The sequence below is a fragment of the Exiguobacterium sp. BG5(2022) genome (genome assembly GCF_031844365.1).
Taxonomy (GTDB): domain Bacteria; phylum Bacillota; class Bacilli; order Exiguobacteriales; family Exiguobacteriaceae; genus Exiguobacterium; species Exiguobacterium profundum.
Window position 1 is genome coordinate 18,549 of the sequence record NZ_JAUZVB010000006.1, and the last position, 25,168, is coordinate 43,716.

Here is a 25,168-nt window from a genome sequence, read left to right on the forward strand (position 1 = left end):
GGGTCATTGTACCCTTTTTTGTCGTATGAGTTGGAGGAAAACAAATGAATGCTTTAGAGAGATTTATGGTGGCGCTCCCTGAAACGAATGTGATTCGAGAGCGACTCCAAAAAGTAGACCGTCAATTGGTGACGGGTTTGACGACAAGCGCAAAAGCGCTCGTCTTGGCTGGACTCGTGAAATCGTCCTCGAGACGTCTTATTGTCGTGACGCATAACATGTATCAAGCCCAAAAGATGTTCGATCAACTTGAATCACTCATCGGTCCGGACAAAACGTTGTTGTATCCGATCGATGAGACGCTAGCAGGTGAACTGTCACTGACGTCTAGTCCGGAACTGTTAGCCGCCCGAATTGATGCCCGTACTCGTCTCCTCGACCAAACAGGAGGCGTTGTTGTCGTGCCGCTTGGTGGATTACGACGCTATGTACCAAGTCCGGAAGCGTGGCAAGACAGTCGCATCATGTTGAAGCCAGGAAGTGACCTCGATTTAGCGGATTTTTCGAAACAATTGACGGGCATGGGCTATGAACGAACGGCAACGGTGACGACACCTGGTGAATTTTCCGTACGAGGGAGTATTCTAGATGTTTATCCGCTTACAGAAGCGCGCCCATATCGAATCGACCTGTTCGACACCGAGATTGACTCAATTTTCACGTTTGACGCGGAAACGCAACGCTCGCTTGGTGTAGTGGGGGAAGTGTGCATTACGCCTGCGACCGAGTTCATCGCAACGGAGAATCAGCTGAAGCAGGCGGGCGGTACGCTTCGGAAGCAGTACGACCGAACCGTCGAGTTGATTGGGAATGAAGTGATCCGTCAAGCCCTTGAAGAAGGAGTCATGACAGACATCGAGCGGCTTGAGCGTGGAGACCTTCCGGAGAAAGTTGGGAAGTATTCGCCATTGCTCTATACGTCCACACTCCTTGACTACGTTGGGAAAGACGCCGTCCTCATTTTAGATGAGGTGGCACGAATCGAGGACGCTGCGGACGTACAGGATCGTGAAGAGGCGGAATGGTTCTCCTCACTTATCGAAAAAGGGGAGGCTGTCAGCAATTACACGCTCGCCGTCCCGATGCATAAAGTCTTCCGCGACTTGAAGCAAGTCGCGTTCTCCTTGCTTCCGTCTCGTCGTTCGGGCATTCCGGAGAGCGATACGGTCCATTTGAGCTGTCGTCCGCTACCGGCGTTCCACGGTCAGATGCATCTATTGAAGCAGGAAGTCGAACGATGGCAGCAAGGTGATCAACGAATTGTCGTACTTGCGGGGGATAAGTCGCGTGCAGATAAGATTGAAGCGCTTCTTTCCGACTATGGAATCGCCTCGACCTTCACCAATGTCGATGGAGAGTTAGAACCGAGACGTGTCTCGGTCATCATCGGTCAAATCGAAGGGGGATTCGAACTGTCGACGAGCCGTCTCGTTGTCATATCGGAAGAAGAGTTGTTCAAGCGTGTGACGAAACGAAAACGTCAGACGAAGAATTTGACGAACGCCGAACGAATCAAGAGTTACCAAGAGCTGAAACCGAACGATTATGTCGTCCACGTGCACCACGGAATCGGGAAGTACCTTGGCATTAAAACAATCGAGGTCGGTGGAATCCATCAGGATTACCTGCACCTCGTCTATGCAGGGGACGACGCCCTCTACGTGCCGGTCGACCAAATCGATCTCGTCCAAAAATATGTCGGTGCCGAAGGAAAAGAGCCAAAGATTTATAAACTCGGCGGCACCGAGTGGAAGAAAGTAAAATCGAAAGTTGCCAAATCGGTTGAAGACATTGCTGATGAGCTCATTAAATTGTACGCGGCACGAGAGGCCTCGGTCGGTTTCGCGTTCCCTCCGGACGATGAAGAAATGGGTCAGTTCGAATCCTCTTTCCCGTACGCCGAGACAGAAGACCAGGTCCGTTCGATTGCAGAAATCAAGGCGGATATGGAACGCTCCCGTCCGATGGATCGCCTTTTGTGTGGAGATGTCGGATACGGGAAAACGGAAGTGGCAATTCGGGCGGCGTTCAAAGCCGTACTCGCCGGTAAACAAGTGGCCTTTCTTGTCCCGACGACCGTCCTCGCCCAACAGCATTATGAAACGATGCTCGAGCGGTTCAGCGAATTCCCGATCAACGTATCGGTCATGAGTCGTTTCCGTTCGAAGAGTGAAATGACGGCGACGAAGAAAGGTTTGAAAGAAGGTACCATTGACATCGTCGTCGGGACACACCGCGTGTTGTCCAAAGACGTGACGTTCGCCAACCTCGGTCTCGTCATCATCGATGAAGAACAACGGTTCGGCGTCAAACATAAAGAGCGTCTGAAACAGTTGAAGACGAACATCGACGTCCTCACGTTGACGGCGACACCGATTCCACGGACATTGCATATGTCGATGATCGGAATCCGTGACTTGTCCGTATTGGAGACACCGCCAGAGAATCGTTATCCTGTCCAAACATACGTCATGGAATACGACGGCATCGTCTTGCGTGAAGCGCTCGAACGTGAACTCGCTCGCGGAGGACAGGCGTTCTTCCTCTATAACCGTGTCGAAGGGATCGAACGGAAAGCGGAAGAGATCCGGGCCTTATTGCCGGATGCACGAATTGCTACGGCCCATGGACGTATGACTGAAAGTGAGCTCGAGAGCCAGTTAATCAGCTTCCTAGAGGGCGAGGCGGATATTTTAGTCTCAACGACAATCATCGAGACGGGAATCGACATTCCAAACGTCAACACCCTCATCGTCCACGATGCCGACAAAATGGGACTGTCCCAGCTCTACCAACTCCGAGGTCGTGTCGGACGTTCGAATCGCATCGCCTATGCGTACTTTACGTATCGGAAAGACAAGCGCTTGACGGAAGTGGCAGAAAGTCGTCTTCAGGCCATCAAAGAGTTCACAGAGCTCGGCAGTGGTTTTAAGATTGCGATGCGCGACTTGTCGATTCGTGGGGCCGGGAACTTACTCGGTGCACAACAGTCTGGATTCATCGATTCGGTCGGTTTCGATCTGTACTCACAAATGCTCTCTGAAGCCATTGAGGAACGGAAAGACCGCATGCGTGGACAAGCGAAACAAGTCGTCTTCAAACCGGAGATCACTTTCCAGGCCGATGCGTATATCCCTGATGACTACTTGTCAGATAGCGAATTGAAGATTGAGATGTACAAACGCTTCAAATATGTAGATACGCCGAACGCGTTGTTCGCCCTTCAAGATGAACTGATTGAACGATTTGGCGAATTCCCGGAACCGGTCGCGTTGCTCATTCAATTGACACGTCTGCGTATTTATGGAGAACTGGCAAAAGTGAGTCGAATCAAGCAGACGCCAGGACGTATCGAAATTGTCTTATCGAAAGAATCGACGACGGCTCTGGATGTCCCGTCCTTCATGGAGTGGTCGATGCCTCTTGGTCGTAAGCTTGGCGTAGGGCAAGAAGACGGCGCCTTGAAACTGTCACTCAGCGGTCGGATGCCGCTAACAGAGCTCTTGAATGATGCCGATACTGTATTAGAAGAACTGATGAAGCGGTTGGTGGGCGATGCGGTCGCCAAGTAAGTTTGCGCAAGGCGTCGTTCTGTTCGCCCTTGCCGGCTACGTATCGAAACTGATCAGCTTCGCCTATCGTGTCCCCTATCAAAACTTGGCGGGGGACTTCGGACTTTATGCCTATCAAACCGTCTATCCGTTCGCGGCCATCGTGGCGTCACTCGGCATTTATGCGATGCCGGTCGTCATTGCGAAAATTGGCGTCGGTGCGAAAGGGACGAATCGTAAGTTAGAAGTCTTATGGGGAAGCTTTTACGCCTTACTTCTACTCTCGTCCATGCTTGTCGTCACGGTATGGCTGTTTGCCCCGACCCTAGCGAAATGGCTTGGAGATGAGCAGCTAGCTCCTGCACTTCGCGTGATCAGTTTGAGTTATTTACTCATGCCGGCGTCAGCCGTGTTGCGCGGGGCTTTTCAATCGAGAGATGACTTACGACCGAGCGCATGGTCGCAAGTGCTCGAGAACTTTGTCCGCGTGACGGTCATGCTGTCCCTATTATGGATTGGGGTCCGTCTCGGAAAAGATGCATATACGCTCAGTCAATATGCGTATGGTGCGACGCTCATCGGTGGGCTTGTGGCGATTGCCTTTTTAGTTTATCGCGCACGAGGAGTGCGGATTGTGAGGGTGCGCCGCGTCACGTTTCGGAGAGGAATGAAACTCTTGTTGACGACGGGTTTCGCGGTCGGATTCGCATCACTCGGGATTTTATGGATGCAACTGGTCGACTCCTTCACCATCGTCAATTTGATGGGTGGCACATATGAGGCGAAGGTGAGCAAAGGAGTGTTCGATCGAGGATATCCGCTCGTGCAATTCGCCATTTTGTTCACCACGACCATCGGGATGGCCAACGTGCCGACGCTCGTCCGTCACTATCGGGCAGGGCATCTCCAAAAGACGACACAGGGACTCCGTTCAATGATTCGTGTGACGACGGCGATTGCTGGTGCAGCGACCATCGGGTTGATGGGAGTCATGTTTTTCTTGAACGTGGCCTTGTTTGAAGACGAGTCCGGGACGCGAGCCCTTGTCTTCTTAGCGACGAGTACGTTTGCTGCCTCCTTGGCGATTGCGAGTATGACTTGTTTGCAGGCGATTGACCGAGAGTGGGTCGCGGCACGAAGTATGGTCGTCGCAATTTTAGTGAAAAGTATGGTAAACGCATGGCTTGTCCCGAGATACGGAATCGAAGGCGCGGCAATCGGGACGTCGATTGGATTTTTAGCGATGGCATTCTATAATTTTCGGGCGCTTGACCGTTCGATTCCGCTCGGATCATTTCGATCGAAACATTATAAATCGCTATGGAAAGCCCTCGTACCGATGCTGTTCCTCATTGGCGTGTTAAACTGGCTAGGTCAGATGTGGGTCGATTCGCGAATCACTGCGTTCGGTTGGTTAATCGGAATGGTGTGTAGCGGTGCCGTCCTTTATATATGGAGATTATGGAGTACGCGAATGCTGTCACTTGCGGAATGGGAACTGATCCCGTTCGGAAGTCGTCTGCTCGATGTGCTCGAGAAAAAGGAGAACTAATATGGGTTATACAATCACGGTGGTCGGACTCGGGTCTGGTGAGTTGAATCAATTGCCGCTCGGTGTGTACCGCCATTTAAAACAACAACCGCTCGTCTGGTTGCGCACAAAAGAACATCCTGTCGTTCAAGAGTTAGAAGCGGAAGGACTCGTGTTCGAATCATTTGATTCGGTCTATGAATCGAGTGATACGTTTGAAGAAGTTTATGACCAAATTGTCGAGACGTTGTTGAGTAAAAGTGAAGAAATGGCGATCACATACGCCGTACCGGGCCACCCGTTCGTAGCGGAACGGACCGTCGAACTATTGGTGGAACGCGGTGCCGACCTTCATGTACTCGGTGGTCAAAGTTTCCTCGATGCCATGTTCCAGGCGCTCCGGATCGACCCAATCAATGGATTTCAACTGCTCGATGCGACCGCACTCGACCTTGAACGTTTGCAGGTGACCCAACATGTGCTTATCGGGCAAGTGTACGATGGATTCGTGGCGGGTGACGTCAAAGTGCAATTGATGGAACGGTATCCGGACGACCATCCCGTCACCCTTGTGACGGCTGCCGGTACGACGCAAGAACGGATTGAGCACATTCCGTTATTCGAAATGGACCGGATGGCGGAAGTGAATAACTTGACGACCCTCTACGTTCCACCGCTCGTGGATGAATCGTATTTGGCGAAGGATTTTGCGACACTCAAACAAATCATCGCAACGCTTCGAGGACCAGACGGGTGCCCGTGGGATCGTAAACAGACGCATGCGTCACTTCGCAAGTACCTATTAGAAGAGGCGTATGAGTTGATTGAAGCAATCAATGCAGAAGACGATGATGCCATCATCGAAGAACTCGGTGACGTCTTGCTCCAAGTGATGTTGCATGCTCAAATCGGAGAAGATGAGGGCTATTTCGATATTCGTGACGTAATCGGTTCCATCAGTGAGAAGATGGTGCGCCGCCATCCACACGTCTTTGGCGATGTCACCGTCGAAGATGCCTCTGACGTGGTGAAAAACTGGAATGCGATTAAACAGACGGAAAAAGGGGAAAAGAAACAATCGCAACTCGATGGTGTTCTCGTCGACCAACCTTCATTGATGCGAGCGGAGCAACTTCAAAAGAAAGCGGCTCACGTCGGATTTGAGTGGGATGACGTATCCGGTGCCTTCGAAAAACTGGAAGAAGAGTTAAAAGAATGGCATGAAGACCTAAGTGATGAATCGGAACTTGGGGACGTATTGTTCTCCATCGTGAACATCGCGCGATACGTTGGGCTGAATGCCGAGCAAGCATTAGAACAGACGAACCGAAAGTTCAAACGTCGATTCGAGTATGTGGAAGCGAACGGTGACCTTCACCAGATGACACTCGAACAGATGGATGCGCTTTGGAACGAGGCAAAGGAGAAAGGTTTATGAGACTAGATAAGTTTTTAAAAGTGTCACGTCTAATCAAGCGTCGTACGTTGGCAAAAGAAGTGGCGGACCAAGGACGAATTCAACTGAATGGGCAAGTCGCGAAGGCGAGCACAGAAGTCAAAGTCGGAGATGAGTTACAAATTCGCTTCGGAAATAAACTCGTCACGGTCGTCATCGATTCAATCGCAGAACATGCACGTAAAGAAGATGCGAAAGAAATGTATCGTTTACTTAAAGAAGAGAAGATGGACGGTAGTATCAACTCATAAAAAAAAGTATACTTAATGTATTAAGAGGAGGGGGATGAGGCGATGAACGGACGTAATCCGATGGATCGACAACGACGCATTCGAGCGCTAGATGAGCGTAGAGAACAGCTAGAAAAAGATACACATCGCCGACGAGTTCATCTTCGACGTCGTTTGGCGGCAGCCTCTCTCCTGTTTTTATTTGTCATGGTGTTGATTGGACAGAGTTACTTCTCGAAAGTAGGGTACGTATCGGACCAGCAACAAGCCTACGCACAAGCAAAAGTGGAGTTGCGTGAACAGCAGGCCGAACAGGATGAGTTGAAAGAGCAAGTGGAACGGTTACAGGATGAAGATTATATCGCGAACTTAGCACGAAACGAACTGCTTTTCTCTAAAGATGGAGAGATTATTTTCTACTTCTCGCCAGAGGAATAAGTCGGTTCGTTGACCGTTAGGGAAACGACTCGTATAATTAGAAAGAATCAATCAAAAAAGGAGTACATTATTTTATGTCAATTGAAGTAGGAAGCAAGGTACAAGGTAAGGTTACAGGGATTACGCATTTCGGAGCGTTCGTCGAGCTCCCAAATGGCAAGACAGGATTAGTACACATCAGTGAAGTGGCAGACTCTTACGTCAAAGACATTAACGAAGTGTTGACAGTCGGTCAAGAAGTCACGGTAAAAGTGTTGAACGTCGAAAATGATGGGAAAATCGGGTTGTCCATCAAGAAAGCAGTCGACCGTCCTGTAAGCGAACGTCCTGAGCGTCCTGAGCGTCCAGCTGGTGAGCGTTTCTCTCGTGGCCCACGTCCAGGTGGCCCAGGTCAAGGTGGTCCACGCGGTGGCGGCGGTCCACGCGGTGGCGGCCCACGTGGTGGCGGTCGTCGTGAACAACGTCGTGAACCAGAAACATTTGATACATTGATGAGTAAGTTCTTGAAAGATAGCGACGAGCGTCTTTCGACGTTGAAACGTCAAACAGACTCAAAACGCGGTGGACGCGGAGCCAAGCGCGGGTAATCCTTCGTATACCAATTAGCTTCTACTCGTAACCATAGAGGTCTTGTAATGAGACGAGCCATGAACATTTTCGTTCATGGCTTTTTTTCTGTTTAAAAAAATTATAAAAAATAACTAAAAGAGTTGCTTTTTTTCGAGGAAGGGAGCAAAATAGGGAACATGAAAAAATAGTTATGTTTTATAAGTGAAGGTGGAGAGAAAAATGAATGGATGGAAACTGTGGACGGCGGAGTGGCGAAGTATCTTCAAGAACCCACGTGTGTTGGTTCCGATTCTTGCGGTCGCACTCGTACCGTTAATGTACGCCGGTATGTTCTTATGGGCTTTTTGGGATCCGTATGGACAGATGAAAGATTTGCCGGTCGCCATCGTCAATGAAGACAAAGGGGCAACGTTTGAAGGGGAGTCGCTTGCAATTGGAGATGACCTCATTGATAAGCTGCTGGATTCGGAGGCGTTCGAGTTCGTCGAAACGACGAAGAAAGAAGCGGAATCTGGACTGAAAGATCATGACTACTACATGGCGATCGAGATTCCAGAAAACTTTTCAGAAAAAGCGACGACTGCTTTAGATGAACATCCGGAGCAACTCGAACTGAAGTATATCGCAAATGAATCGTATAACTTCTTAGCCGCACAAATCGGTGGTTCCGCGATGGAACAAGTCAAAGCGGAACTGTCGACCGAAGTCTCGAAACAGTATGTCAGTGCGTTGAAAGACGGATTGAATGATGTGGCAGACGGACTTGGTGAGGCCGCAGATGGTGCAGCGACACTTGCGGACGGCTCAACGTCAGCAAAAGACGGTGCCGTCAAGTTGGCGGACGGGACGAAGCTTCTCGCTTCGAAACAACGTGAGCTCGCGGATGGAGCAAGCCAATTAAACGATGGGATGACTCAGTTGGCCGATGGTTCATCAGAACTCGCGGATGGGACGAAGCTTCTCGCTTCGAAACAACGGGAACTGGCGAATGGAGCAAGTCAATTACGTGATGGTGTTTCGCAATTGGCCGATGGCTCATCTGCACTCGCGGATGGCAGTCAACAAGTATACGAGGGCTCAGCCTCACTTTCGGACGGGGTCCATCGTGTCAGCGAGGGCGCTTCTGCCTTACAAGGCGGGACGAGCCAACTCGTTGACGGAACAGGAGCGTTCGCATCTAAACTAGATGAGCTGCACACAGGTGCGAAGACGTTGAACCAAGGTGTTCAAGACCTTGCTGCCGGCATCGAGCGCTCGAAAGAGGGGGCATCTGCATTACAGGATGGTGCCACAAAACTCTCAGGAGCGTTGACTCAGGCGAAGGACGGAAACGCGGCACTTGTTGCGGGTCAAACAGACGTGGTCAATGGAATCGGACAAATGAAGTCTGAATTGACTGCGAAACAAGATGAGTTGATTGGACAATTGACAGCGCTCGCTGAGTCGGGTCAATCGGCATCACCTGAAATGCTTCAAGCCATTGCGGCACAACTGAGCGAAGGGAAGCAAGAGACGGCGGCCGGGTTTGATCAACTATCCGCTGGCGCGACAAAAGTGAAAGAAGGACAGGTCGCACTTGGCGCAGGTCTTGATCAGGCAGGTACAGGTGCAGACAAACTATCGACTGGACTTTCTGAATTGAGTACCGGTCAAACGAAATTGGCCGAAGGTGCGAACGCATTGGCAAGTGGTTCAAGTCAAATCGAGCAAGGTACACAAACGGCGGCCGATCGTTCCCAAGAACTTGTGTCAGCGAGTGCGAAGCTCAATCAAGGCGCGACACAACTTCAAGATGGGACAACTGAGCTCGCCGCTGGAAGTGACAAGCTTGTAGACGCGACTGGACAGTTGTCTGAGGGTAGCGAAAAGCTTGCGGATGGAGCGAAGAGCGCAAGCACCGGTACGAATGAATTGGTGAATGGTGCGAATCAATTAGCGGACGGTGGTCAAAAGCTGCAGTCAGGAAGCCGTGAACTGGCCGAAGGTGCGAAGGGTGCCGGAGCCGGAACGAGCAAGCTAACGGATGGCGCGAATCAGCTCGCGAATGGTGGACAAGAACTTTCAGACGGTAGCGGTGAACTCGCTGACGGAATGAAAGAGCTCGCATCAGGTAGCGATGAACTTCGTGACGCCTTGGTAAAAGGTGCGAAAGACGCAGACATCGGTCTAACAGATGACAACGTCGAGATGATGGCCGGTCCAGTGTCGCTCGTCGACAACTCGATTCACGAGGTGCCAAACTACGGTACTGGATTTGCTCCGTACTTTATGTCACTCGGACTTTTCGTTGGGGCACTCCTTCTCTCGATCGTTTATCCATTATACGATCCAGCAGGGCGCCCGAAACGTAGTCTATCGTGGGTATTGTCGAAATCTGGTGTCCTCATGGTCGTCGGATTCTTGCAAGCCTTGATTCTCGATGTGGCTATGGTGCAACTGCTCGGTCTTGAAGTGAGCGAACCATTGAAATTCTTCGGTTTCAGCTGGTTGACGAGCATCACGTTCCTCTTTATCGTACAGTTGCTCGTGACAACACTCGGAAACCCTGGACGTTTCGTGGCGATCGTCTTGTTGATTTTACAATTGACGACGTCAGCCGGGACGTTCCCGCTTGAATTGATTCCAAGAGCATTGCAACCATTCAATGCCTTGCTTCCAATGACGTATACGGTTGCCGGATATAAAGAAATTCTATCGGCAGATGGTGCGCAGTACTTGCAGACGGCGACAACCTATTTAGTGTTTGTGGCTGCCGGATGTTTTGCATTACTATGGGCGTACTTCCGGATCGCATGGAAGAAAAAATATCGTCAAGTCGCATCAGAAGCATGATGTAAATACGATACAAAATCGTGTATAGTGGGGAAGACGACACTATACACGATTTTTTTCTTAAAAAAATATAAAAAAAGAATTGACACTCGAATGGTGACTGGTTATTATAGAAAATGTGCTTAGGACACAACAATAACATGGCGGTGTAGCTCAGCTGGCTAGAGCGTACGGTTCATACCCGTGAGGTCGTGGGTTCGACTCCCTCCGCCGCTACCATTTTATTTAGGCCCGTTGGTCAAGCGGTTAAGACACCGCCCTTTCACGGCGGTAACACGGGTTCGAATCCCGTACGGGTCACTTAACCTAAGCGTAAAGAAGCCATCTCAATCGAGATGGCTTCTTTTGTTATATCAAGGAGGGAATTCATGAAAAAGGTACTCGTCGCTGTGTCGGGTGGAGTCGATTCCATTGTCTTATTGGACCGTCTCGTCAAGCAAGGATGGGATGTGGCGGTGGCGCACGTCCATCACGGTTTACGAGAAGCATCAGATGAAGAGTACACGTTCGTCGCACACGTAGCGGCATCCTACCAAGTCGCGTTTCATGGGACGCGTCTCCATTTTCAAGAAGGAGCATCACAGGCTCATTACCGTAAGGCCCGCTACCGCTTTTTTGAAGACGTCATGAATGAACATGGATACGATACACTGGCCACGGCTCATCATGCGGATGATGTGTTGGAGACGGTTCTCATTCAACTTCACCGAAACGTAATCGAAGTGAAAGGAATTCCCGAGAGAAGAACGTTCGGGCGTGGGACGTTGATCCGTCCTTTATTAAGAGAAACAAAGGTGCAACTCATCGAGTATGCTCGGAAAAACGAACTTGCCTGGAGGGAAGATGCCACCAATCAGGAAGTGACCTATTTACGGAATCGGATCCGTCACGAAATCATCCCGAGGCTGAAACAACTGTGGCCGACAGTCGTTGACGATGTATACGATACGGCGAAACAGGCATACGCTGAATGGGACATGCGTTACCAGTCATGTGGGCGATGGATTGAAGAAAATGTGGATCTTGAAATGAAAGCGTTTCATGTGAAACTTGATGAGTTTAATCGCTTATCCTCACTTGAGCGGTATACGGTCGCTCGCTTGCTGTCCCGTCGCTATGGGGTAGAGGTCGGTGAGGCGGTCGAAAAGTTAAGCATGAGTCAAAAGGACACCGGAACCTATCACCTGTCAGGTGAGTGGTTCATGATGAAGCAGAAGAGGGTACTTAATCTTGTACAACGTTCGACAGAAGCATCACTTCACCCCGTTCAGGTCGAGTCGTTACCGGCCGTCGTTCAATTTGGAAAGCGTACGGTTTCGTTGTCCATCGAAGAAGGACGAGAAGGTATTCCGCTAAAGGAAATCACTTATCCGCTGACAATTCGTTCGCTCGCACCTGGAGATCGAATGCAGTTGAACGTGGGGACAAAAAAAGTATCCCGCATCCTAATCGATGAAAAGGTTGAGCGAACCATTCGACCGACGCTCCCGTTGCTTGAGGACGCCTCGGGACGAATTCTCGCGATTGTTGGGGTAAGAGTTTCAGAATTTCTAGACAAGTCGGATGCGATTTGCCTACGATTAATGGTAAAATGATGATTGTGTCGAAACAGAAAGAGGAGGATTTCAAGATGTCATTAATGAACGATATGGAGAAAATTTTAATCTCACGTGAAGAGATTCAAGAAAAGGTGAAAGAACTCGCTGGAACATTGAGCGAAGACTATAAAGAAGAGTTCCCGCTTCTCGTATGTGTATTGAAAGGCGCGATGCCATTCATGTCGGACCTCGTCAAAGAAATGGATATCCATTTAGAGATGGATTTCATGGACGTGTCGACGTATCATGGAGGAACTTCTTCGACAGGTGAAGTGAAAATCGAGAAAGATTTAAATACATCTGTAGAAGGACGCGACATCTTGATTGTAGAAGATATTATTGATAGTGGATTGACGCTTGGTTACCTCGTCGATCTTCTTAAATACCGTAAAGCGAAGTCTGTGAAGATTGTCACGCTTCTCGATAAGCCGACTGGCCGTAAAAATGGTTTATCAGCAGACTATAGTGGTTTCGTGATTCCACACGAATTCGTTGTCGGCTACGGTCTTGATTATGAAGAGAAATATCGTAACCTTCCTTATGTCGGTGTGCTCAAACCGAGCGTTTACGGGGGCTAACGTTTTTCTTTTGAAAATGTGACGTGGTAAGATAAAGGAAATCCCCAAAGTATAGGCATATACTGAATGGGCGAGAACATCGTTTCTCGGAATAGGAGGCAGAGAATGAATCGTGCAGTGAAAAACACATTGGTTTTTGGTGTGATTTTCCTAGCCTTGATCTTGTTCCTTCAATATTTGCAGAATCCGAATAGTCAGAGTGAAACGCTCTCGTATTCGAAATTCCTAGAATATGTGGAAGATGATCGGATTGAGACGGCAACCGTACAAGAAATCCCGGGGGCTATCTCGATTACAGGCGATCTTACAGGAGATGAAGACCAACGTTATGAAACAAACATTCCAGCGAACGAAGCGGAATATGCGGATGTATTAACGCAGCTTCGAGCGAATACGGATATTCAAATCGAGGAGGCTGAATCCAACAGTAGCTGGTTCAGCATCGTCTTCGCGATTTTACCATTCATTATCATCTTCATCTTGTTCTTCTTCTTGTTGAACCAAGCGCAAGGTGGTGGCGGTGGTGGTCGTGTGATGAACTTCGGGAAATCGAAGGCGAAACTATACGACCAAGAGAAACGTCGCGTCACATTCAAAGATGTGGCTGGGGCGGACGAAGAGAAGCAAGAACTCATCGAAGTCGTTGAATTCTTGAAAGATCCTCGCAAATTCTCGAAACTCGGCGCACGTATTCCAAAAGGGGTCTTACTCGTAGGTCCTCCAGGGACAGGTAAAACACTCTTGGCTCGTGCGGTAGCCGGTGAAGCCGGTGTTCCGTTCTTCTCGATCTCAGGTTCGGACTTCGTTGAGATGTTTGTCGGGGTCGGGGCGTCACGTGTTCGTGACTTGTTCGAAAACGCGAAAAAGAATGCGCCATGTATCATCTTCATCGATGAAATTGATGCGGTCGGTCGCCAGCGTGGTGCCGGTCTCGGTGGTGGACACGATGAGCGTGAACAAACACTGAACCAACTTCTTGTTGAGATGGATGGATTCAGTGATAACGAAGGAATCATCATGGTTGCGGCGACAAACCGTCCAGATATCCTTGACCCGGCCCTCCTTCGTCCAGGTCGTTTTGACCGTCAAATTACGGTCGATCGTCCGGATGTCAAAGGGCGCGAAGAAGTATTGAAAGTCCATGCACGTAACAAGCCACTCGATTCGACGGTGGACTTGAAGTCGATTGCACAACGTACGCCTGGTTTCTCTGGGGCAGACTTAGAGAACCTCTTGAACGAAGCGGCACTCGTTGCGGCACGTTCGAACCGTACAGCTGTTTCAGTTGTCGATGTGGAAGAAGCGATTGACCGTGTTATCGCAGGTCCTTCGAAGAAGAGTCGCATCATCTCTGAAAAAGAGCGCAACATTGTTGCATATCACGAAGCGGGTCACACAATCATCGGTCTCGAGCTTGAGAATGCGGATGAAGTACACAAAGTGACAATCGTTCCACGCGGAAACGCGGGCGGATATGTCGTCATGCTTCCGAAAGAAGATCGTTACTTCATGACAAAACCTGAACTCGAAGACAAGATTGTTGGTCTTCTTGGTGGTCGCGTCGCCGAAGATGTCATCTTTGGAGAAGTGTCGACCGGAGCGAGCAATGACTTCCAGCGCGCTACTGGTATCGCACGTAAGATGGTCATGGATTACGGGATGAGCGATAAACTCGGACCGCTCCAGCTCGGTTCAAACCATGGCGGACAAGTCTTCCTTGGTCGCGATTTCCAGACAGAGCAGAACTACTCGGATGCGATTGCGCAAGAAATCGATTTGGAGATTCGAGACATCATCAATCGCTGTTACGCGAAAGCGAAGCAGATTTTGACAGATCGTCGCGAAGATCTCGAACTCGTTGCAAAGACGCTGCTTGATGTCGAGACGCTCGACTCGAAACAGATTCGTCATTTGATCAAGACACGCGAGTATCTTCCGCATGAGCCGGAAGAGGACGTGGATGGATCGACGGATGCGGATGACGCAGCGAAGAAAGATGATGCAGCCGTTCAACACGGTCAAGTCGTCGATCAACCTGAAGTTGTCCAAGACAGCCAGCCGGATGTCGTACCTGAAGGCGATAAGCCAGAAGCGACACCGACAGAACGTCCGAATAACGAATCACGTTAATGAAAAAGACGAATGCCCTTGACGAGGCATTCGTCTTTTTTCGTGTTATAATTCGAGCGAACTGCAATTGACAACAAAGTGAGGAACTATATCATGATTTTAGTGATTGATGTTGGAAATACAAATATTGTTCTCGGGATGTACGATGGAGATCATCTCGTACACCATTGGCGCATCTCAACGGATCGTACAAAAACGACCGACGAGTACGGCATGCTGGTGAAATCGCTATTCGATCATTCGAACGTCTCGTTCGACCAGGTCGAGGGAGTGATCTTATCTTCTGTCGTACCTCCTGTTATTTTCCCACTTGAACAAATGTCGCAACGATACTTCAATGTACGTCCAATCGTTGTGGGACCAGGTGTGAAGACAGGGTTGGACATTCACGTCGAGAATCCTCGCGAAGTCGGGGCCGACCGAATCGTTAACGCGGTGGCTGGAATCGCCAAGTATGACGGTCCGCTCATAATTGTTGATTTTGGAACGGCAACCACGTATTGTTACATCGATGAGAAACGTCGTTACCATGGCGGAATCATCTCACCAGGTATCATGATCTCAGTGGAGGCACTCTATCAGCGTGCCGCGAAACTACCTCGGATTGAATTGGCGACCCCGCCGACAGTCATCGGGAAGAACACGATTCAAGCGATGCAATCGGGGACGTATTATGGATATGTGGCCCAAGTGGACGGTATCGTGAACCGGATGAAGCGTGAAGTCGGTGAAGCGACTGTCATTGCAACGGGAGGGCTGGCGCGATTGATCAGTGAACATGCAGAGACAATCGACCATGTGGATTCGTTCCTGACACTCGAAGGCCTCCGTCTCATTTACGAGCGCAATCAAAAGTAAACTAAAGGAGTTAAATCATATGATTCATACAGAACAACAAGCATTACTCGACCAGATGAAGGATGACTATCTCGTTCGTGCCCTCGGTTTTAACGGAGAGGTTCGTGCCTTTGCCGCACGCACGACAAAAACGGTATATGAGACGCAACTTCGTCATCAAACGACACCAGTTGCTTCAGCTGCCCTCGGACGGACGATGACGATCGGCTCGATGATTGGAGCGATGCAAAAAGGTGCAGCGCGTGTCACGCTTAAAGTAGAAGGTGATGGTCCAATCGGGAAAATCATCGTGGACGCGGATACAGCGGGAGATGTTCGTGGATATGTGTCGTACCCGCGTGTCGATGGCGGTACATTCGTCAACGAACAAGGGTTGACGAAATTGAAAGTCGGCGAAGCCGTCGGAAAAGGAACCATTTCTGTCATTAAAGACTTAGGATTGAAAGACTATGTCGGCGGTTCTTCAGAGATTCAAACGGGCGAAATCAGTGAAGACTTCACGTACTACTTCGCCACATCTGAGCAAGTACCGTCAGTCGTCGGGGCGGGTGTCCTCGTCTTACCGGAAGATGAATCGATTCTTGCTGCAGGTGGAATCATCGTCCAGTTGCTCCCGAACGCTTCTGAAGAGACGGTACAAGCGCTCGAAAAAGCACTTCAGACGTTCCCACCCGTATCTGTTTTGATCGGGGAAGAAAAAACGCCAGAAGAAATGCTTCAATTACTCCTTGGCGATAGCCTGGATGTCCTCGACACGAACCCGATCCAGTTCAACTGCACATGCAGCCGTGAACGAATGGAAAGTGCCATTATCGGTCTCGGAAAAGAAGAGATTCGTCAGATGATTGAAGAAGATGGTGGAGCCGAAGCCGTATGTCATTTCTGTGGCGAAAAGTATCATTTCTCAGCGGAACAGTTAGAGACGATGAAAGTTCAGGCGCAGGCGTAAGCAACGTTCCAAATTGCATATTTTCAATTCGATAGGGTATGATAACAATATCGGAATAGTCGGAATTATGAAGGAGGAAATGCAATGCGTATCGTAAACTCAGTAACAGACTTGATTGGAAAGACTCCGATTGTGAAATTGAACGGAATGACTGGACCAGAGGATGCCAACGTGTATCTGAAGCTCGAATATATGAACCCGGGATCAAGCGTCAAAGACCGGATCGCCCTCGCCATGATCGAAGCGGCCGAAAAAGACGGTATCTTGAAGCCAGGTGATACAATCATCGAGCCAACAAGCGGAAACACGGGCATCGGGCTCGCGATGGTCAGTGCCGCAAAAGGATATAAAGCCATTCTCGTTATGCCTGAAACGATGAGCATGGAACGCCGAAACCTCCTTCGTGGATACGGGGCCGAATTGATTTTGACACCAGGACCTGAAGGGATGGGTGGGGCGATTCGTCGCGCTACTGAAGAAGCCGAGAAACATGGCTACTTCCTCCCGCAACAATTCAATAACGCAGCCAACCCGAACGTTCATGAAATGACGACGGGACCTGAGATTGTGGAGGCGTTTGAAGAATCAGGACTTTCAGTCGACGCTTTGATTGCCGGAGTCGGGACAGGCGGTACCATTACTGGCGCAGGTAAAGTCGTGAAGGCGAAGTACCCGGACGTAAAAATTCTCGCCGTTGAACCGGTCGATTCACCTGTCTTATCAGGCGGGAAGCCGGGACCTCATAAGATTCAAGGGATTGGGGCTGGATTCGTTCCATCCATCCTCGACACGGAGATTTATGAAGGGGTTCTTCAAATCACGACAGAGCAAGCGTTCGAATACGCTCGTCAGGCGGCACGTACGAACGGTGTCCTCGGTGGTATCTCTTCAGGAGCTGCCATTGCGGCAGCGCTTGATACAGCGAAACGTCTTGGTAAAGGGAAAAACGTATTGGCGATTATCCCGTCAAACGGTGAACGTTACTTGAGCACACCGCTCTATCAGTTTGATGAAGAGTCAAACGAGAGTCGCGTATAACATTTCAGGCAGTAATCGAGAGACATTCTCTTTCGATTGCTGCCTTTTCTTGTGTACAATAAAAGGCATGAATGAATAGACGGAGGAATGACATGTGAGATCGACTGCGTTCAGAACAAAGCGGATGACGAAAGAGAAGATGTATGAGGCATACATGACGTTGACAGCGGATCAACCGTATCATGCATGGTTAGAGAGTGGGAGAGCGGGACGGTATACGATTGCGGGAATCGAGCCGTTCGGTCGCTTTCATGTAAAAGATGATGTCGGACTCTTGCAAGTGGGCGATACGACCGAAACGCTATACGGAAAGCCGCTTGAGCTCGTCAGTGAGGTGCGGAAGCGATTTGAGGCCGAGCGTCCGGAAGGGGCTCCTCCTTTCTTTGGTGGCATGATCGGGTATGTCAGTTATGATGTGGCCCGGACGATTGAACGTCTCCCTGAGCAAGCGGAGGATGATTTGCCGACACCAGACGTCTCGTTTCTTCTGTTTGATGAGGTGGCGGTGTTCGATGAAGTGGATTCGACTCTGTACTTGATGGTGACGGCGGAGGAAGGTGCAGAACGTAAGGCGGACCGATTGGCGGCCATGTGGAACGTCGAGTCGCATTACGCGTTCAAGCCGACAGGGCAGTCATCGGTAGAGCGATCGCGCTCCATGTCCCAGGAAGAGTTTGTTGAAGCGGTCAAACGGATTCAGTCCTATATCGTAGAAGGGGACGTGTTCCAAGTGAACTTGAGCGTTCGGCAGTCTGAACCGCTTCTCGCTGACCCGCGTCGTGTATATGATACGTTGCGACAAATGAATCCATCTCCTTATATGGGCTATTTCGTGGACGACGCTTTGACGATGGTCTCCGCTTCACCAGAGTTGTTGCTTGAAAAACATGGAACCGACATTTCGACGCGCCCGATCGCGGGCACGCGTCCACGTGGCAAAGATGATGTGGAGGACCTAGAGTTGGCGAACACGTTGCTTGAAAACGAGAAAGAGCGAGCAGAACACGTCATGCTCGTCGACCTCGAACGGAACGACCTTGGCAAGGTGGCGGCATATGGCAGCGTTCGTGTTGATGAATTGATGGTGATTGAGAAATACTCACACGTGCAACATATCGTCTCGAACGTACGGGGTACGATTCGGGATGAAGTATCAGGAGCCGAAGCGCTGGCAGCGATGTTCCCAGGCGGCACCATCACCGGCGCCCCGAAAATTCGGACGATGGAAATCATCGAAGAACTCGAACCAGTTCGCCGGGGACTCTACACCGGTTCATATGGATGGTTAAGTTGGAATGACGACCTTGTCTTCAATATCACGATTCGAACGATGGTCGTGAAAGACGGAATCGCATACGTTCAAGCGGGAGCAGGTATCGTGATTGATTCGGATCCGGTCTCGGAATATGAAGAATCCCTGTCCAAAGCGAAGGCGCTATGGGCGGCGAAACACATGACGGAGGAAACGACATGATTGTATTGATCGACAACTATGACTCATTTACGTATAACTTGGTGCAATATTTCGGTGAACTCGGTCAAGAACTGGTCGTGTATCGAAACGATGAAGTCACGATTCAAGAGATTGAGGCGCTTGCCCCGAGTTATCTTGTCATTTCGCCGGGACCTTGCACTCCGAATGAGGCGGGAATTAGCATCGAGGCAATCCGAGCGTTCGCAGGTCGTATCCCGATTTTAGGGGTTTGCCTCGGACATCAGGCGATTGCGCAAGCGTTCGGCGGAGAAGTCGTCCATGCGGAGCGGCTCATGCATGGAAAAACGTCGAAGATTCAACATGACGGAAAATCGATTTTCAAGGAGATTCCACAACAGACGATTGTGACCCGTTACCATTCGTTGGCCGTGGAGCGTTCGTCGCTACCAGAGTGTCTAATGGTCACTGCAGAGACGGAGACTGGAGAAATCATGGCACTCCGTCACCGAACGCTTCCGATCGAAGGGGTGCAATATCACCCTGAAGCGATTTTGACTGAGCATGGGAAGGAAATGATTCGAAACTTTATCGAGGAGTATCGTCATGTGGTATTGGCATAACGGAGAGTTAGTCGAGCGTGAGAAGGTGTTGATCCCGGTTGAAGATCACGGTTTCTTGTATGGAATGGGCTTGTTCGAGACGTTCCGTACATATGAATTCGTCCCTTTCCTGTTCGATGCCCACTGGGAGCGCTTGATAAAGAGTCTCGATGAGCTGTGGATAGACTTCCCGTTTACGAAAGAAGAAATCGGGACGGCGATTCAGCAACTGTGCCGTCAAAATGATGCACCCGACCTCTATATCCGCTTGAACGTGTCGGCGGGGGTTGCACCACTTGGTCTCTATGCGGGGCGTTATGAGACACCGAACGTCACGTTGATCGTCAAACCGCTCTCCTCAGAAGTCGCACCACAGGAAAAGCGAGTCGAACCAATCCCGTTTCCGAGAAGTCGTCCTGAAGCGGCTTTTCGATTAAAATCGCATCATTACATGAACAATATCCTTGGGAAACGGACCTTACAAGACCAGAGTGCTGAAGGACTATTTGCGGACGAGCATGGATGTGTAGTGGAAGGGCTCGTGTCGAACATTTTTTGGGTCGGTCCAGATGATAGGTTATACACGACTCCGCTCTCGAGCGGAGCACTCGCAGGTGTGACGCGACAATGGGTGATGGACCATTTCTCTGTAGTCGAACAACCCGTGACATTTGAAGAATTGACTGCAGCGAAAGAGATTTGGATGACGAATTCAATCCAACAAGTCGCTCCGGTGACGCATTATGGAAATCTGAGATACCCCGGTAAAGACGGGGTACGATTTAACGAAGTGTGGGCGAAACTCGTTCGCTCACTTGGTTAGGAGGCGGAAACATGACGAAAATCATGGGTATTTTAAACGTGACCCCGGACTCGTTTTCGGATGGGGGACGGTATACGGCAATCGAGGAAGCTGTACGACATGCGAAACAACTCGTACAAGAAGGTGCCGATGCGATTGATATCGGTGGAGAATCGACAAGGCCGGGCGCAGTACTTGTTTCCGAGGAAGAAGAGATTGAACGTGTCGTCCCAATCATCCGTCGACTGACAAAAGAAATCGATGTCCCGATTTCGATTGATACGTATAAGCCGATGGTGGCGAGAGCGGCAATCGAGGCCGGTGCGACGATCATCAATGACGTATGGGGTTCGAAATGGGGAGACCGCTCGATGGCACGTGTCGCTTTCGAATGTGGGGTTCCCATCATTCTCATGCACAACCGAACAGACCGGGACTACCATCATTTCATTGAAGATGTGGTTAGCGATCTACAGGAATCAATTGAGATTGCACATGCGGCAGGCGTAAGGGATGAGCACATTTGGTTAGATCCGGGCATCGGATTTGCGAAAGACGTGGCGCAAAACCTTGAACTCATGAATCATCTCGACGTGATCACACGTCTTGGGTATCCGGTTCTGCTCGGCACGTCGCGTAAGTCGTTTATCGGTCATACGCTCGATTTACCAACAGAGGAGCGTCTCGAAGGAACGATTGCGACAACGTGTCTCGGAATCATGAAAGGGTGCGATTGGGTGCGTGTGCACGACGTCAAAGCGAACGCCCGTGCGGCGAAGATGATGGATGCGATGATTGGAGGGGATAGACATGGATAAAATATTTGTGAACGGGATGCGTTTTTACGGTTATCATGGGGTGTTTGAAGAAGAAAACCGTCTCGGTCAACGGTTTCACGTGGATTTAATGTGTGAACTGGACCTCGCGCCTGCGGGACGTTCGGATGACTTAAACAATGGGGTCAGCTATGCCGGCTTGTATCAGTTGACGGAAGATATTGTGACGGGAGAACCGGTCAATTTGTTAGAAACACTCGGAGAACGCATCACGACAGCCGTGTTGGCGCATAGTGAGTTGATTCAACGTGTGACGGTTAAAGTCATTAAACCGGACCCACCCATCCCGGGACACTATGACTCAGTGGCAATCGAGATGACAAGGGGACGGACGTCATGATTTATATTGCATTAGGCGCCAATATCGGAGATCGGGCTAGACAGTTGTCTGCGGCAATCGATGAGATGGAGCGAACAGGTCTCCACGTCACGAAACAGTCGTCGGTCTATGAGACGGCTCCTGTCGGATATACAGAGCAACCTTCGTTTTTTAATATGGTGGTCGAAGTCGAGAGTCATCAATCCTCGGACGAACTGCTCAACACGCTTCAACAGATCGAACAACGATTAGGACGGGAACGTCTATTTAAGAACGGACCGCGTACCATCGACCTTGACATCCTCTTTTATAATGGGGAAGATATACAATCAGAACACTTAACGGTTCCGCATCCGCGCATGCAGGAACGTGCATTTGTTCTCGCCCCGTTAGCAGAGATCGCACCAGAACTCGTCGTTCGAGGACAAACGGTCGCCTCCTGGCTCGAAGGGCTACCGATGACGGACCGCCAAGATGTCGTCCGGTTACAGTTGCTTAGGAATTTGGTGAAATGAAGGATGTGTTGTCTTGACAGGCTTTAAGATTGGAAACATAGATATTAAAAACCGTGCAGTCCTCGCACCGATGGCTGGCGTGACCAACCCTGCTTTTCGTTTGATTGCAAAAGAGTTCGGAGCGGGACTCGTCTGTGCCGAAATGGTTAGCGATAAAGGCATCTTGCTCGAGAACGCTCGGACGATGCGTATGCTATACGTCGATGAACGAGAGAAACCGCTCAGTTTACAAATCTTCGGCGGTTCGAAAGATACACTCGTCAGAGCGGCACAGTACGTCGATCAAAACACCAATGCGGATATTATTGATATCAACATGGGTTGTCCCGTACCGAAAGTGACGAAGTGTGACGCAGGGGCGAAGTGGTTACTCGACCCGGATAAAGTGTATGAGATGGTGAATGCCGTCACAAATGTCGTCGAAAAACCGGTCACGGTGAAAATGCGACTCGGTTGGGATGACGAGCACATCTTTATTTTGGATAATGTTAAGGCGGCTCAGACGGGTGGAGCAGCAGCGATTGCCATTCATGGACGTACGCGTGCCCAACAATATGAAGGAACCGCGAATTGGGATTGGATTGGCGAGGCGAAGAAAGTAGCGACCGTCCCGATTATCGGAAACGGGGATATCGCGACCCCGCAGGATGCGAAACGTGTGATTGACCAATATGGTGTGGATGCCGTCATGATTGGACGCGCTGCACTCGGGAATCCGTGGATGCTCTATCAAACGGTCCAGTACCTCGAAACAGGGGAGCTCCCTCCGGAACCAGAGGCGCGTGAGAAAATCGATATCTGCATGCTTCATCTCGACCGGTTGAGTGCAATCAAAGGTGAGCTGACAGCCGTACGCGAAATGCGTCAACACGCGGCTTGGTATTTGAAAGGGTTGAAAGGCAGTGGTCCGATTCGCAAACAAATCAATGAAACGGAATCGCGCGAGGCGTTCGCGGCGGTCCTTTATGGATTTGTGGACCAACTCGAACGACAACTGTCAGAAGTGTGAACTAGTGAAAAGAACTAATTTATGGTAAGCTTGTTTGGCGAAAAAGTGCACCACAACGAATGAACGGCTTCGGCTGTGCTGTTGGCCATCGGGTCGACAGTTTTTTGTTAGAGAGAAACCCAATATGGATAGAGGAGTGAATGGAATAGTGAGCCACGAGTTAGAAATGAATGATCAAATGCAGGTTCGTTTTGAGAAGATGACCGATATGCGTGAGCGCGGTCTCGACCCGTTCGGTCACCGCTTTGATCGTTCTGCACACGCAGGTGAATTACATGAGCAGTATGAATCAATTGAAAAAGAGGCTTTGGCTGAACAAGATGTAGAAGTCACATTGGCTGGACGCATCATGACGAAACGTGGGAAAGGGAAGGTTTTCTTTGCCCACATTCAAGATGTGACAGGTCAAATTCAAATTTACGTTCGTAAAAATGATGTCGGGGATGAGCCGTTTGATTTATTCAAGTCTTCAGACCTCGGTGACATCGTCGGTGTAAAAGGGAAGCTCTTTAAAACGAACGTTGGTGAGCTTTCGATTCACGTGGAAGAGTTTGAATTATTGACGAAGGCGCTTCGGCCGCTTCCGGACAAATATCATGGATTAAAAGATGTGGAACAGCGCTATCGCCAACGCTATCTTGATTTGATTACAAACCAGGACTCGCGTCAGACATTCATTTTGCGTAGCCGCATCATTTCTGAGATTCGCAACTTCTTAAACCAAAAAGGATATTTAGAAGTGGAAACACCGATGTTACACACGATTGCGGGTGGAGCAGCGGCACGTCCGTTCTTAACGCATCATAATGCGTTAGATATGGAACTCTACATGCGTATTGCCATCGAACTTCACTTGAAACGCTTGATTGTTGGTGGACTCGAGCGCGTGTACGAAATCGGGCGTGTATTCCGTAACGAAGGAATCTCTACACGTCACAACCCTGAATTCACGATGATCGAATTGTATGAAGCCTATGCAGATTACAACGACATCATGGATTTGACGGAAGAATTGGTTGCGCACGTAGCGAAAGAAGTGCTCGGTACAACAGATGTGCAGTATGGTGAAGATACGATCCATCTTGGCATCGGTTGGAAACGTGCACATATGGTCGACCTTGTTAAAGAAGAGACAGGTGTAGACTTCTGGCAACAAATGTCCGATGAAGAAGCACGAGCACTTGCAAAAGAACACGGTGTAGAAGTACAAGATCATATGACGTTTGGTCATATCGTGAATGAATTCTTCGAGCAGAAAGTAGAAGAAACATTGCTTCAACCGACATTTGTCACAGGACATCCGGTTGAAGTATCACCATTGGCGAAGAAGAATGAAACAGATCCACGCTTCACGGATCGTTTCGAGCTATTCATTGTTCGTCGTGAACATGCGAATGCCTTCACGGAGTTGAATGACCCAATCGATCAACGTGAACGCTTTGAAGCACAGTTGCTTGAAAAAGAAGCGGGGAACGATGAGGCGCACGAACTCGATAACGATTTCCTTGAAGCGCTTGAATATGGTATGCCGCCAACGGGTGGGCTTGGAATCGGGATTGACCGTCTCGTCATGTTATTGACGAACGCGCCTTCAATTCGTGACGTTCTTCTTTTCCCAACGATGCGTCATCAACAATAATCAATTAAGTGGTCGGATCATACGTGAGTATGATTCGGCTTCTTTATTTTTGATAGCCTCGAAACGCATAGGTATGCCGTTAAACAGAAGGGATACTAAAGATATAAAACTTTTTTAAAAAAACTTTTACAAAACCCCTTGCGTTAATGAGAGGTGTACGGTAAAGTAATAAACGTTGCCGCTGATGGCAGCGGAAAAGAAATAAAAAAGTGGTTGACAACTGTGTCGATGACTTGTATTATTTTAAGAGTCGCC

The 25,168-nt window shown here is 49.6% G+C and carries 21 protein-coding genes and 2 tRNA genes; all 23 read left to right on the forward strand.

The genetic code is table 11. The features are described 5' to 3' along the window. Positions 1-44 precede the first annotated feature (44 nt). The 23 genes from mfd (at position 45) to lysS (ending at position 24,913) form a co-directional block, all read left to right on the forward strand. On the forward strand, positions 45-3,572 hold the full coding sequence (gene mfd / locus Q9R25_RS14335; protein WP_311283312.1) for a transcription-repair coupling factor: 3,528 nt from the start codon (positions 45-47) through the stop codon (positions 3,570-3,572). Further along, entirely contained in the window at positions 3,556-5,103 is a 1,548-nt protein-coding gene (locus Q9R25_RS14340; protein ID WP_215244436.1) for a polysaccharide biosynthesis protein, read from the forward strand. Before mfd ends, Q9R25_RS14340 begins: the two co-directional genes overlap by 17 nt. Before the next feature lies 1 nt (position 5,104). Further along, complete coding sequence (gene yabN / locus Q9R25_RS14345) at positions 5,105-6,520, forward strand: bifunctional methyltransferase/pyrophosphohydrolase YabN (RefSeq protein WP_214691686.1); 1,416 nt, start codon at positions 5,105-5,107, stop codon at positions 6,518-6,520. Next, entirely contained in the window at positions 6,517-6,789 is a 273-nt protein-coding gene (locus Q9R25_RS14350; protein WP_012727726.1) for an RNA-binding S4 domain-containing protein, read from the forward strand. Before yabN ends, Q9R25_RS14350 begins: the two co-directional genes overlap by 4 nt. Before the next feature lie 42 nt (positions 6,790-6,831). Next, positions 6,832-7,206, forward strand: a complete 375-nt coding sequence (locus tag Q9R25_RS14355; RefSeq protein WP_012727725.1) for an FtsB family cell division protein — start codon at positions 6,832-6,834, stop codon at positions 7,204-7,206. Between the two features lie 74 nt (positions 7,207-7,280). After that, positions 7,281-7,793: a S1 domain-containing RNA-binding protein gene (locus tag Q9R25_RS14360; protein WP_012727724.1), complete on the forward strand. Its 513-nt coding sequence runs from the start codon at positions 7,281-7,283 to the stop codon at positions 7,791-7,793. 202 nt (positions 7,794-7,995) lie between these two features. After that, positions 7,996-10,608, forward strand: a complete 2,613-nt coding sequence (locus tag Q9R25_RS14365; protein ID WP_159563168.1) for a YhgE/Pip domain-containing protein — start codon at positions 7,996-7,998, stop codon at positions 10,606-10,608. A gap of 142 nt (positions 10,609-10,750) precedes the next feature. Continuing rightward, a tRNA-Met gene (locus tag Q9R25_RS14370) sits at positions 10,751-10,827 on the forward strand. 9 nt (positions 10,828-10,836) lie between these two features. After that, positions 10,837-10,908: transfer RNA gene (locus tag Q9R25_RS14375), tRNA-Glu, on the forward strand. Between the two features lie 68 nt (positions 10,909-10,976). Further along, on the forward strand, positions 10,977-12,203 hold the full coding sequence (gene tilS / locus Q9R25_RS14380) for a tRNA lysidine(34) synthetase TilS (RefSeq protein WP_214691689.1): 1,227 nt from the start codon (positions 10,977-10,979) through the stop codon (positions 12,201-12,203). A gap of 35 nt (positions 12,204-12,238) precedes the next feature. After that, a complete protein-coding gene (gene hpt / locus Q9R25_RS14385; protein ID WP_012727721.1) occupies positions 12,239-12,784 on the forward strand; it encodes a hypoxanthine phosphoribosyltransferase in 546 nt (181 codons plus the stop codon). 105 nt (positions 12,785-12,889) lie between these two features. Further along, complete coding sequence (ftsH, locus tag Q9R25_RS14390) at positions 12,890-14,914, forward strand: ATP-dependent zinc metalloprotease FtsH (RefSeq protein WP_012727720.1); 2,025 nt, start codon at positions 12,890-12,892, stop codon at positions 14,912-14,914. Between the two features lie 93 nt (positions 14,915-15,007). After that, positions 15,008-15,772, forward strand: a complete 765-nt coding sequence (locus Q9R25_RS14395) for a type III pantothenate kinase (RefSeq protein WP_074035307.1) — start codon at positions 15,008-15,010, stop codon at positions 15,770-15,772. A 19-nt stretch (positions 15,773-15,791) separates the two neighbouring features. Further along, the gene (gene hslO, locus Q9R25_RS14400) at positions 15,792-16,721 is read left to right on the forward strand and encodes an Hsp33 family molecular chaperone HslO (protein ID WP_159563166.1); all 930 of its coding nucleotides are present in this window, start codon (positions 15,792-15,794) and stop codon (positions 16,719-16,721) included. 84 nt (positions 16,722-16,805) lie between these two features. Continuing rightward, on the forward strand, positions 16,806-17,759 hold the full coding sequence (gene cysK, locus Q9R25_RS14405; RefSeq protein ID WP_012727717.1) for a cysteine synthase A: 954 nt from the start codon (positions 16,806-16,808) through the stop codon (positions 17,757-17,759). 94 nt (positions 17,760-17,853) lie between these two features. Next, entirely contained in the window at positions 17,854-19,233 is a 1,380-nt protein-coding gene (locus Q9R25_RS14410) for an anthranilate synthase component I family protein (protein ID WP_311283313.1), read from the forward strand. Then, positions 19,230-19,814 (forward strand): aminodeoxychorismate/anthranilate synthase component II, encoded by a 585-nt coding sequence (gene pabA, locus Q9R25_RS14415; protein WP_078145924.1) that lies wholly within the window; start codon positions 19,230-19,232, stop codon positions 19,812-19,814. The genes Q9R25_RS14410 and pabA overlap by 4 nt, the downstream gene beginning before the upstream one ends. Further along, positions 19,798-20,616 (forward strand): aminotransferase class IV, encoded by an 819-nt coding sequence (locus Q9R25_RS14420; protein WP_074035325.1) that lies wholly within the window; start codon positions 19,798-19,800, stop codon positions 20,614-20,616. Before pabA ends, Q9R25_RS14420 begins: the two co-directional genes overlap by 17 nt. A gap of 11 nt (positions 20,617-20,627) precedes the next feature. After that, on the forward strand, positions 20,628-21,413 hold the full coding sequence (gene folP, locus Q9R25_RS14425; protein WP_311283314.1) for a dihydropteroate synthase: 786 nt from the start codon (positions 20,628-20,630) through the stop codon (positions 21,411-21,413). Continuing rightward, positions 21,406-21,771 (forward strand): dihydroneopterin aldolase, encoded by a 366-nt coding sequence (folB, locus tag Q9R25_RS14430; protein WP_159563162.1) that lies wholly within the window; start codon positions 21,406-21,408, stop codon positions 21,769-21,771. The genes folP and folB overlap by 8 nt, the downstream gene beginning before the upstream one ends. Then, entirely contained in the window at positions 21,768-22,265 is a 498-nt protein-coding gene (folK, locus tag Q9R25_RS14435) for a 2-amino-4-hydroxy-6-hydroxymethyldihydropteridine diphosphokinase (RefSeq protein WP_159563161.1), read from the forward strand. The genes folB and folK overlap by 4 nt, the downstream gene beginning before the upstream one ends. A 70-nt stretch (positions 22,266-22,335) precedes the next feature. Continuing rightward, the gene (gene dusB / locus Q9R25_RS14440; RefSeq protein ID WP_230872777.1) at positions 22,336-23,274 is read left to right on the forward strand and encodes a tRNA dihydrouridine synthase DusB; all 939 of its coding nucleotides are present in this window, start codon (positions 22,336-22,338) and stop codon (positions 23,272-23,274) included. A gap of 148 nt (positions 23,275-23,422) precedes the next feature. Beyond that, positions 23,423-24,913, forward strand: coding sequence for a lysine--tRNA ligase (gene lysS, locus Q9R25_RS14445; RefSeq protein ID WP_012727709.1), 1,491 nt, complete (start codon positions 23,423-23,425; stop codon positions 24,911-24,913). The last annotated feature ends 255 nt before the right edge of the window (positions 24,914-25,168 follow it).